The organism is Erwinia sp. 198 (genome assembly GCF_003937915.1).
GTDB classification, from domain to species: Bacteria; Pseudomonadota; Gammaproteobacteria; order Enterobacterales; family Enterobacteriaceae; genus Erwinia; species Erwinia aeris.
On sequence record NZ_RHUM01000006.1, the window covers coordinates 120,836 to 132,057 of the forward strand.

Annotated in this window: 10 protein-coding genes; 3 read left to right on the forward strand and 7 right to left on the reverse strand. The window is 56.9% G+C overall.

Annotation, left to right across the window (positions count from 1 at the left end):
• Window positions 1-61: 61 nt before the first annotated feature.
• The 4 genes from hofC to nadC all read right to left on the reverse strand — a co-directional run bounded on the left by hofC (window position 62) and on the right by nadC (window position 4,203).
• The gene (hofC, locus tag EGK14_RS10310) at window positions 62-1,261 is read right to left on the reverse strand and encodes a protein transport protein HofC (protein ID WP_125289011.1); all 1,200 of its coding nucleotides are present in this window, start codon (window positions 1,259-1,261) and stop codon (window positions 62-64) included.
• The gene (gspE, locus tag EGK14_RS10315) at window positions 1,254-2,645 is read right to left on the reverse strand and encodes a type II secretion system protein GspE (protein ID WP_125289012.1); all 1,392 of its coding nucleotides are present in this window, start codon (window positions 2,643-2,645) and stop codon (window positions 1,254-1,256) included. Before gspE ends, hofC begins: the two co-directional genes overlap by 8 nt.
• Window positions 2,642-3,091, reverse strand: a complete 450-nt coding sequence (gene ppdD / locus EGK14_RS10320) for a prepilin peptidase-dependent pilin (protein WP_125289013.1) — start codon at window positions 3,089-3,091, stop codon at window positions 2,642-2,644. The genes gspE and ppdD overlap by 4 nt, the downstream gene beginning before the upstream one ends.
• Window positions 3,092-3,297: 206 nt before the next feature.
• Window positions 3,298-4,203, reverse strand: a complete 906-nt coding sequence (nadC, locus tag EGK14_RS10325; protein WP_125289014.1) for a carboxylating nicotinate-nucleotide diphosphorylase — start codon at window positions 4,201-4,203, stop codon at window positions 3,298-3,300.
• Window positions 4,204-4,419: 216 nt separating this feature from the next.
• On the opposite strand from nadC, the gene ampD reads away from it, so the two are divergent.
• Window positions 4,420-4,995, forward strand: a complete 576-nt coding sequence (gene ampD, locus EGK14_RS10330) for a 1,6-anhydro-N-acetylmuramyl-L-alanine amidase AmpD (protein WP_125289015.1) — start codon at window positions 4,420-4,422, stop codon at window positions 4,993-4,995.
• Entirely contained in the window at window positions 4,992-5,846 is an 855-nt protein-coding gene (gene ampE / locus EGK14_RS10335; protein WP_125289016.1) for a beta-lactamase regulator AmpE, read from the forward strand. The genes ampD and ampE overlap by 4 nt, the downstream gene beginning before the upstream one ends.
• Before the next feature lie 193 nt (window positions 5,847-6,039).
• Here ampE and EGK14_RS10340 read toward each other — a convergent pair whose 3' ends face one another.
• From EGK14_RS10340 to EGK14_RS10350, 3 genes are all read right to left on the reverse strand, one after another.
• Window positions 6,040-6,990, reverse strand: coding sequence for a family 43 glycosylhydrolase (locus EGK14_RS10340; RefSeq protein ID WP_125289017.1), 951 nt, complete (start codon window positions 6,988-6,990; stop codon window positions 6,040-6,042).
• Window positions 6,987-8,399 carry a glycoside-pentoside-hexuronide (GPH):cation symporter gene (locus EGK14_RS10345; protein WP_125289018.1) on the reverse strand — a complete coding sequence of 471 codons (1,413 nt, stop codon included), beginning with the start codon at window positions 8,397-8,399 and terminating at the stop codon, window positions 6,987-6,989. The genes EGK14_RS10340 and EGK14_RS10345 overlap by 4 nt, the downstream gene beginning before the upstream one ends.
• A 206-nt stretch (window positions 8,400-8,605) precedes the next feature.
• The gene (locus EGK14_RS10350) at window positions 8,606-9,961 is read right to left on the reverse strand and encodes an amino acid permease (protein ID WP_125289019.1); all 1,356 of its coding nucleotides are present in this window, start codon (window positions 9,959-9,961) and stop codon (window positions 8,606-8,608) included.
• Between the two features lie 496 nt (window positions 9,962-10,457).
• On the opposite strand from EGK14_RS10350, the gene pdhR reads away from it, so the two are divergent.
• On the forward strand, window positions 10,458-11,222 hold the full coding sequence (pdhR, locus tag EGK14_RS10355) for a pyruvate dehydrogenase complex transcriptional repressor PdhR (RefSeq protein ID WP_125289147.1): 765 nt from the start codon (window positions 10,458-10,460) through the stop codon (window positions 11,220-11,222).

The window sequence follows — 11,222 nt, forward strand, 5'->3', positions numbered from 1 at the left end:
CTGCCTGACCGGGCGGTATTATGTTGCCAGCCTCAAAGCGTCGTCTGCCGTAAGCCCTCGTCTATCCCAAAGCATCGCCCAGGTTGAAGATGGGCAAGTACATCGCAACGACCAGCGTGCCTACCAGCACGCCGGTAACGACCATCATTAATGGCTCCAGCGCAGCGGCCAGATTATCCGCCAGCTCATGCGTGCTGGCCTCATGCCATTCACCCAGCCGGCGCAGCAGGCTGTCCAGCGCGCCAGCCTCTTCGCCCACTTTTATCAGCTGGTAGCATAACGGCGTGAAAAGCTCGTGCTGCGCCAGCGCCCGATACAGCGGGTTACCGGCGGCGATATGCTGCTGCAAGGCGACTATCGCCTCACGCCACAGCAGATGATCGAGCGTTTTCTCTACCGCCTGCAGCCCCTGCAACAGCGTCAGGCCAGCCTGCTGCGTCAGCGTCAGGGTCAGAAAGATACGGCTGAGCTGGCCGCCGCGATAAAGCCGGCCGATAAGCGGCAGCTGTAACAGACATCGCTGCTCGTTACGCTGCCAGACGGGCAGGCGACGGCTCTGCCAGCGCCAGTAAGCGAGGCCGCCGAAGGCCAGCGGCAAAATAAGCATGCCATAATGCTGTAGCCCCTCGGAAAGGGCTATTATGGCCGCGGTAAAGGCCGGTAGCGGCGCGTTAAAGGAATGATAGATAGCTACGAACTCCGGCAAAACGAAAACCAGCATTCCGATGCTGACCAGCAGCGCGACGGCGACGACAAACAGCGGGTAGCGCAGCGCTTTCATTACTTTCTTTTGCAGCTGTCGTTCTCTTTCCTGCTGACCGGCCAGACGCAGACAGCATTCGTCCATTCTGCCGGTCAGTTCGCCAACCGCGATCAGGGCAGGGTAGAGCGGTGGAAAAACTACAGGCCAGTCAGCCAGCGCCTGTGAAAATGGTACGCCCTCCGATACGCTTTGCTCTATCTGCGTGAGCAAAGCCTGCCAGCCGGGATCGGCATGGCCTTCAGCCGTCAGCCGCAGGCTGGCAGAAAGCGTCATGCCTGCCTGCAAAAGCGTAGCCAGCTCGCGGAAAAAGGTAATCTTGTGCTGCCATTTCCAGTCGCCGGCGCGATAGCGGCGTCCTTTGCTAACCTTTAGCGGCAGCAGGTCGAGCGCCATGAGCCGTTCCGTTGCCTCCTGGCGGCCGCGGCAAAAACAGGCTCCCTGATGGAAAGCGCCTTCTTTGTCCGTGGCCTGCCATGCCACTAACAGCGGATCAGTCATCGTCATTACCCACAGTTCGATTCAGCTCTGCCAGCGTGGTTTCGCCTTTATTCACGCTATGTAGCCCTTCTACAAACAGCGAGTTTATATTTTGCTGCCGGGTAATTTTTAGCAGCGCCTCCTGAGCGCTGTCGATCGCGATAGCATTTTGCAGCCGCGCATTAACGGGAAGCAGCTCGAACAGCGCCAGCCTGCCGTAGAAGCCGGAATAGCAGCGTTCGCAGCCGACGGCCCGCCAGTTTTGCACCGTACCCGGCCACAGAGCCTGAGGGAAATGGGCCAGGGCTTCGGCGGGTTCGCGACAGTGGGGGCAGAGACGGCGTACCAGACGCTGGGCGATAACCAGCTTTAGCGCGGAGGCAAGCTGGTAGCCAGGAATACCGATTTGCCTTAGCCGGGTCAGCGTTTCCGCCGTGGAGTTGGTGTGCAAAGTCGACAGGACCAGGTGGCCGGTCTGCGCCGCCTTGATGGCGATTTCCGCCGTTTCCGCATCGCGGATCTCACCAATCATAATTACATCGGGATCCTGACGCAGCAGAGCGCGCAGCACGCGGTTGAAATCAAGACCGGTTTTAGGATGTACCTGGGTTTGATTAACGCCCGGCAGCGGGATTTCCACGGGATCTTCCACGCTGCACAGGTTGCGGTCCGGCGTGTTAAGCGAGCTTAGCCCGCTGTAAAGGGTAAAGGTTTTCCCGCTGCCGGTAGGGCCGGTAACCAGAATCAGCCCCTGCGGCCGCGCCAGCGCTTCGCGAAAGCAGCGCAGCGCCGCTGGCGACATGCCAAGATGCGCCAGCGACACGGACTGGGTGTCGTTTTGCAGCAGTCGGATAACGGCTTTTTCACCGCAGCGCGTGGGCAGCGTCGAGAGGCGAAAGGAAGCGGGGTTGCCCGGCAGCGGCAGCGTGAACTGACCATCCTGCGGGACGCGGCGTTCGGCGATATCCAGGTTAGCGACTATTTTCAGCCTTGCCAGCAGCGCCGCGCCGTTGTCGACTGGCGAAGTCGGCACGCTTTGCAGCACGCCGTCCACCCGAAAACGGATGCGTAACGCATCGGCCTGGGGTTCGATATGGATATCGGACGCGCGCTGCCGTATCGCCAGCGCCAGCAGATTGTCGATACGCTGGATGGTTGTTTCGCTATGTGCCGCCGCAGGTTCTGATGCGGTCGGGCGATCCTGTCGATACTGTTCCAGTCGCGCCGGCGGCCAGTACTCAATCTCAATCGCGCCCTGAGCGGTAAAACGCAGCGCCGCCATCATCTCGGCCGAGGGCGGCGCTGCCATAGCGATGTGCAGCCGCTGCGGCGTAAGCGAAAGCACCACGGCATGATGACGTTGGCAGAGAGCCTCAATGGCCTGCAGAGAGGAAGACGTGGTCATTCCGCCACCTCGCTGTCATCGTCAAAGCGGAAGATATTTTCACAGGCTTCTTTCAGCCCCGTTTGCTGCGTGGCGCAGGTGCGCTGCCAGCCGATTTGGCCTTCGGCACCGTCCCACTGCGGTTTCATCGTTACCGTCAGGCCGTTCAGGCTTTCCTGGCCCGTCAGCGTCAGTGCGCCGCCCTGTACGGTGACGGCGGCAACATAACGCGACCCTTTCCCGGACGGCACGCCGTTGCTGCCTTCGCTACAGCTTTCTGCGCCGCCGTGCTCAATGGCGCACAGTTCCACTGCGGTTTTAAAAGGCATTGCCGTTTGCAGCATATCGGTCAGCGCGGCTTTTTGCAGATAGTTCTGGTAAGCCGGCAGGCCGATAGCGCTGAGAATGGCGATGATAGCGATAACTATCATTAGTTCGACCAGGGTAAATCCCTGTTGGTTTTTCATGATGTTGACTTCCATGTGTTTAAGGAGCCAGCAACGTACCGCTGAAAAAAAACGCAGGCCAGCGGCAAAAAAACGTTTCCGAAGAAGGGCAGCAGGAATTCTTTTGCTATTGCATCAGCCGACAAAAAGGCGGGAAGCCAGCCCGCAAAATTTAGCGTGGCGGGCGAAAACGCCATCCGGAGACGGCGTTAAAATGACAGGTAAAATTAATGGGCAGCAGCGGGGCGAAAGCGCATGGAGAGATCCAGCGCCCGCACGTGCTTGGTCAGCGCGCCGACCGAGATATAATCCACGCCTGTTTCGGCGAAAGTCCGGAGCGTCTCGTCGGTGACGTTGCCGGAAACCTCCAGCAGCGCGCGGCCGTCGGTCTGGCGCACCGCTTCCCGCATCTGCTCAACGCTGAAGTTGTCCAGCATGATGATATCCGCCCCGGCTTCAACGGCCTGGCTAAGCTCGTCCAGCGATTCGACCTCGACTTCCACCGGCACGTCCGGATGCAGCCAGAACGCCTTTTCAACGGCCTGACGAACTGAACCGGTAGCGATAATATGATTTTCCTTGATCAGGAAAGCGTCGGAAAGGCCCAGTCGGTGGTTAGCGCCGCCGCCGCACAGCACGGCGTACTTCAGCGCGGTGCGCAGTCCCGGCAGCGTTTTTCTCGTATCCAGCAGCTGCGTTTTGGTGCCTTCAAGTATAGCCACATAGCGGCTGACTTCGGTCGCCACGCCGGATAACGTCTGGACAAAATTCAGTGCGGTGCGTTCGGCTGTCAGTATCAGCGAGGAAGGGCCGGTCACTTCAAACAGCGGCTGGTTGGCTACGATCGCGTCGCCATCTTCCACGTGCCACATCATCTGCGTCTTATTACCAAGCTGGATAAAAACTTCTTCGACCCAGCGTTTCCCGCAAAAAATCCCCGGTTCGCGGGTGATCACTACGGCATGAGAGCGGGCGTCTGCCGGCAGCAGGCTGGCGGTAATATCCCGGCTGGCGTCGATCTCGCCGCCCAGGTCTTCTCGCAGCGCCAGGGCGACGGCAGGAGGAATATCATCCTTAATACGTTCCAGCAGTGCGGCACGGCGGCTGTCCGCATCGTAGCGACGGGTTGTCATGGTCAAACTCCAAAAAGGCGGATTGAAGAGAAAACCATGCTAGCTTTTTTACCTGCGGCTGGCGAGTCGGTTACTGCGCCAGGGCAGCCGGTTTCTTGCCGCCTGACCGGGCAAAGGCGACGAAATTTCCCCCCGTGCTGTTTCTGCGGCGGCAGGGCTTCCTGCGTCAGGGATTCATGTTACTCTGATGTTATCTATAGAAAAGGAGAGCAGGCCATGCAGTTGCAGTCAGGCTGGCTGACCGGCGTGAAACGGGTGCCGTCACCGCATTTTAATCAGCGCCCGCAAAACGAAACGCCCACGCTTCTGGTTATTCATAATATCAGCCTGCCGCCGGGCGAGTTCGGCGGCCCGTGGATCGATGCGCTATTTACCGGCCAGCTGGATGCCGCAGCCCATCCTTACTTTGCGGATATCGCGCATCTGCGGGTTTCCGCGCATTGCCTGATCCGTCGCGATGGCGAAATTATCCAGTATGTGCCTTTTGATTTACGCGCCTGGCACGCGGGCGTTTCCTGCTATCAGGGACGGGAGGCCTGCAATGATTTTTCTGTTGGCATTGAGCTGGAAGGCACCGACGTGCTGCCCTATACCGATGCGCAATACCAGGCTTTGCAGGCGGTAACCCGTTTACTGGCAAAGCACTATCCGCAAATAGTCGAAAATATTACCGGGCATAGTGATATCGCGCCGGAAAGAAAAACCGATCCCGGGCCGGCGTTTGACTGGGAAAGATTTCGGAGCGGGCTGAAGCAGGAACCCTCCGCTTTACAGCAGGAGTCACAGGCATGACGCTTTTTAGTTTGTTATTGGTTCTGGGTTGGGAACGCTTGTTTAAAATGGGCGAGCACTGGCAGCTGGATCACCATCTGGCACGCTTGTTCCGTCGTCAGCGGCGCTTTTCGCTGCTGCGCACGCTGGCAATGACGCTGGCGGCGATGGCGGTGGTCGCACTCTGTTTACTGGCGCTGAAGGGCCTGTTTTTCGGCGTTTTGCAGCTGCTGTTCTGGATTGCCCTTGGGCTGTTGTGCATCGGTGCAGGATCGGTAAGGCTGCATTACCATGCCTATCTTAAAGCGGCCAGCCATAATGACACGGACGCGCGCAGCGCCATGGCGGAAGAGCTGACGCTGATCCACGGCCTGCCGATGGAGTGTAATGAACGCGAATATCTCTGCGAACTGCAAAATGCGCTGCTGTGGATTAATTATCGCTTTTATCTGGCACCGTTGTTCTGGTTTGTCGTAGGCGGCCCATGGGGACCGGTCCTGCTGGTGGGATATGCTTTTCTGCGCGCGTGGCAGAGCTGGCTGGCGCGTCGTTATACGCCACTGGAACGGTCGCAATCCGGCGTGGATGCTATCCTGCACTGCGTCGACTGGCTCCCGGTAAGACTGGCAGGTGTTGCCTATGCCTTATTGGGACATGGCGAACGCGCGCTGCCGGCCTGGTTTGCCTCATTGGGCGATCGGCATACCTCGCAATATCAGGTGCTGACCCGACTGGCGCAGTTTTCGCTGGCGCGCGATCCGCACACGGACAAAGTGCAAACGCCTCGAATTGCCGTCGCGCTGGCCAAGAAAGTGTCGCTGGCGATCGTGGTAGTGGTGGCGCTGCTGACTATTTACGGCGCGCTGGTATAGCAGGAATGATCCGGCCCGCAGGCCGGATCGTGGGCTGTCAGATTATTGCTCAGGCAACCGCGCTGTCGTTAGCGCCAAACCATCCCTCAATAAGATTACCCACGCTGCTTCCAATCCAGCTACCGAGCTGTTTCCCAACAAAAGCGGTTACTTTGGATACCAAAGTGGAAATAACCTTAAGTTAAAAAGGTTATTAATCCACGGCCGCTGGCGGTTCGCCAAAGACCGGCATACCGTCGCTATCCCAGGCAAAGGTTTTAATGCAGGTGTGCCGGTTGGGATCGTAAAGCGGATCGCCTTCGATTTCCGTATAGTCTCTCGCATGATAAACCAGTACGTCCTCGCCCTGTTCCGTTACCGTAAAGCTGTTATGCCCTGGCCCGAACTGGCGATTTTCCCAACTGGTTCTAAAGACCGGCTGAGGGGATTTTTGCCAGTTTTCCGCTTTCATTGGATCGGCAGCAACGTCGATCCACAGCAGGCCCATACAGTAGTTTTCATCCGTTGCGCTGGCCGAATAGCTGACGAACAGGCGGCTGCCGTGACGAATAACCGCAGGCCCTTCGTTGACGCTGAAGCCCACGCATTCCCAGTCGAACTCAGGCCGACTCAGCATCACCGGCGCGCTTTTCAGCGACCAGGGCGTCTCCAGTTCGGCAAGATAGAGATTGGAGTTGCCGGGGATCGCCGGATCTTTTTGCGCCCACAGATACCAGTTTCTGTCCTGATGCACGAAGTGGGTTGCGTCCAGCGCAAAACTGTCGATGGGCGTCATGACCTGCCTACATTCATGCCAGGCACCGGTAAGCGGATCGTCGTCATGGCAGGCGATAGCGAACATGCGGTGCTGGAACAGCCCATCTTTGATTTCTCTGGACGGCGCGGCGGCAAAATAGATGACCCAGACGTTATCAATAAGATGCAGTTCAGGCGCCCAAATCAGCTCGCTCATTTCGCCGCTGGCGTGTTTTTTCCAGACTACCACGCCTTCGGCTGTCGCCAGATCGGCTAAGGTCGCGGCACGGCGCAGCTCAAGCCGATCGTATTCAGGTACGGAGGCGATAAAATAGTAATGCTGCCGATGGCGCAGAATAAAGGGATCGGCACGCTGTTCAATAAGGGGGACGGGCCAGTGGCTGCTCATGCTCCTGTTCCTTCTGGTTTAACCGGCGCTTTGCCGTGATGATAATCGTTGAGTTCGCGGAAATTATGGCGACGCTGTTCCAAATCCAGCTGGATTTTTTGCATCGTTGGTCGGTCAACCTTCAGCAGCCTGACCACGCCAGCGGTAATCAGATAACCGATGCCCGGAATAATGGTAAACAGCAGCGTGATGCCGTTGACCGCCAGCGGCGACTGGGCTTTCGCGCCCGCATCGTAGCCGTAAAAAGAGAGCAGGAAGCCAACCATCGCGCCCGCTACGGCCAGGCCAACCTTGAGGAAAAACAGATTGCCTGAAAAGCTGATGCCGGTAATGCGCTTGCCGGTTTTCCATTCGCCGTAATCGTCCACGTCCGCCATCAGCGACCAGTGCAGCGGCGAAGGGATCTGATGCAGAATATTCAGCAAGAAGTACAGCACCACAATCAGTACCGTAGCCTGCGGATCCAGGAAGTAGAAGCCACAGGAGAACAGCGCCAGGACGATATTGGTCCAGAAGAAGACTTTCAGTTTGCACCAGCGATCGGTCAACACTTTTGCCAACGTGCTGCCCAGCATCATGCCTATTACGCCCAGACTGATAAATAGCGTGGCGAAATGGGTCGTTTGCCCCATTACCCAGGTGACGTAGTACATGGTGGCCGCCATACGGATAAAGCCGGGACAGACGTTACAAAAGGTCAGCAGCAGAATCCGCACCCACTGGTCGTTTTTCCACACGTCCCGTAAATCGGATTTCAGATCGCTGTTGCTCGGTACGGCAGGATGAATGCGTTCACGCACCGTGGCGAAGCAAAAAAGGAACATGCAGAGGCCGATAAAGGCCAGCACGCTCATCGCCATCTGGTAGCCGCGCGCTTTGTCGTCGCCGCCGAACCATTCCGCCATTGGCAGCAGGGAGAGCGACAGGATCAGCGTGGCGATGCCGACCATCACAAAGCGGTAAGACTGACAGGAGACGCGTTCGCCGGGATCGTTGGTAATCACGCCGCCAAGCGAGCAGTAAGGAATATTGATAGCGGTGTAGGTTAACGACATCAGAAAGTAGGTGGCAAACGCATAGATAACCTTATTGTCATAGCTCCAGTCCGGCGTGGTAAACATCAGCACGCTGAACAGCACATAGGGCAGAGAAATCCATAGCAGCCAGGGGCGAAAACGTCCCCAGCGGCTCTGCGTTCTGTCGGCCAGCGCGCCCATAATGGGGTCGGTAATCGCATCCAGCACGCGCACGGAAAGCAGCAGGACGCCGACCAGCGCGGGCGCAAGGCCAAAGACATCCGTATAAAAATAGTTAAGGAAAAGCATGATCGCGCCGCCGATCATATTGCAGCCCGCGTCTCCCATGCCATAGCCAATCTTCTCTTTTACCGAAAGCGCCGCGCTCTTCATGGATAATCTCTCCCACAGGATGAAGCAGAGATTATCACTGGCTTAATAGCGTCTTGCGCTGGCGCAAAAGGTTGCAGAGATGGACAAAACGGCTGTAACCGGAAAAGTGTGAGTAAGCTGGCAATTCACACGGGGAGAGCCATAAAAGGTAAGGCAGGCTGGAGGATTAACGCGCGGTAAAAAGGGCGCCGAAGCGCCCTGTATCATCAGGCTTTTTGCAGCCGGTTTTTTACCGCGTAGCCAATGGCCAGCACGATAAGCCACGGCGGAATAAGCCACACGGAAATCGCCATGCCCGGCGTCATCGCCATAATGACCAGAATGCCGATCATAAACAGCAGGCAAATCCAGTTGCCGGCGGGATAGAGCAGCGCCTTGAAGCGAGTCTGCACGCCCTCGTGCGCTTTCGCCTGGCGGAACTTCAGATGGGCGTAGCTGATCATCGCCCAGTTGATAACCAGCGCGGATACCACCAGCGCCATAAACAGGCCCAGCGCCTCGCCCGGCATCAGATAGTTCACCAATACGCAAATTGCCGTGGTAGCGGCTGAGAGCGCCAGTGCCACGTAAGGCACGCCGCGACGGTCAACCTTCAGCAGCGCCTTCGGGCCGTTGCCCTGACGGGCCAGGCCGTAGAGCATCCGACTGTTGGAATAGACGCAGCTGTTATAAACGGAGAGCGCCGCCGTTAAAAACACCAGGTTCAGCACGTTCGCCGCCAGGCTTTCGCCCAGGTCGTGGAAAATCATCACAAACGGGCTGCTGTTGGCGGTCACTTTTGTCCAGGGATAAAGCGAAAGCAGCACGATAATCGAGCCGACATAAAAGATCAGGATGCGCCAGATGACCTGGTTGGTGGCCTGCGGGATACTTTTTTGCGGGTCGTCCGCTTCGGCCGCCGTGATGCCTACCAGCTCCAGGCCGCCGAAAGAGAACATAATGATCGCCATCGCCATCACCAGCCCCCCCACGCCGTGCGGGAAAAAGCCGCCGATCGCCCAGATATTGCTGAACTTCGCATCCGGGCCGCCCTGACCGCTGAACAGCAGCCAGCAGCCGAACACAATCATCGCCACCACGGCGACTACTTTCACAATCGCCAGCCAAAACTCCATTTCGCCGAAGATTTTTACGCTGGTCAGGTTGATAGCATTAATCAGGACAAAGAAGATGGCGGCGGCGGCCCAGGAAGGAAACGCGGGCCACCAGACCTGAATATACTGACCGACAGCGGTCAGCTCCGCCATCGCTACCAGGATATAGAGCACCCAGTAGTTCCAGCCGGAAGCGAAACCGGCAAAGTTGCCCCAGTATTTATAGGCAAAATGGCTGAAGGAACCGGCAACGGGCTCTTCCACAATCATTTCGCCCAGCTGGCGCATAATTAAAAAGGCAATAAAGCCGCCGATAGCGTAGCCCAGTAAGACGGACGGGCCCGCCATTTTAATGGTTTGTGCGATCCCCAGAAAAAGGCCGGTGCCGACGGCGCCGCCTAATGCAATTAGCTGAATATGGCGGTTTTTCAGGCCGCGCTTCAGCATATCGCCCTGCTGTTGTTCCATAGTGATCCTCTTGGTCTCGTTATTGTACTAAGGGCGAGCCTTTGTCATCATTTTATTACGATAAGTGTACTTAAATATTTACATAAGAAACCCCGCAAAAGCGGGGCTGCCTCTACTTTCGCGATAAGAATAATGATAAGCGCCGGGTAATGCACTCGCTTTCTGTTTAAGCCGGGACGGCTGCAAAAAAAACAGGTTTCGGCAACGTTTGTTTTGGTCATAAAGGTTGCCTGCAGGCAGATCGATTTTACTGATGACGTCGTTAATCGGGCGCGATTAACTGGCTGGTCTTCTTCAGAAAAGTTAATTTTTTTAACATTCTTTCCAACGCCTTTAACCTGTTGTCAGGCGTTAATTGACGCCCGCAAAACGAGACATGCGTCTGGTTTTGCGCCGTTGCCATATAGACATCAGGTGAATACTTTGTTACTTTACGGGCTCCTTTTTGCAATTGGTATGACCAATTTACTCGGGCAAACGGCACGAAGAAGGGATGATGGCCTACAGCAAAATCCGCCAACCAAAGCTATCCGATGCTATCGAGCAGCAGCTTGAGTCCTTGATTATGGAAGGGACGCTGCGTCCCGGTGAAAAGCTCCTCCCTGAACGCGAGCTGGCTAAACAGTTCGACGTCTCCCGTCCCTCTTTGCGTGAAGCTATCCAGCGTCTGGAAGCAAAAGGCCTGCTGCTGCGCCGTCAGGGCGGTGGCACTTTTGTAAAGACTAACCTGTGGCAAAGTCTCAGCGATCCGCTGGTGGAACTGCTGGCCGATCACCCTGAATCGCAGTTCGATCTGCTGGAAACGCGCCACGCGCTGGAAGGGATAGCGGCCTACTATGCGGCGCTACGAGGAACGGAAGAAGATCTGGTACGTATCCGGGATTGCCATCTGCAAATTCAGACCGCGCAGGAGAGCGGCGACCTTGATGCCGAAGCCAACGCGGTCATGCAGTATCAGATAGCTGTCACAGAGGCGGCGCATAATGTGGTGCTGCTGCATTTGCTACGCTCAATGGGGCCGATGCTGCAACAGAACGTCCGACAGAATTTTGAATTGCTCTACTCACGCCGCGAAATGCTGGCGAAAGTGAGCGGTCACCGCGCCAGTATTTTTGAGGCGATTGTGGCGCGCGAACCCGAAAAGGCACGCGAGGCCTCACACCGCCATCTGGCGTTTATCGAGGAAATATTGCTGGACAGAAGCCGGGAACAGAGCCGAAGAGAGCGTTCCCTGCGCCGATTACAGCAGCGTAAGGATTAA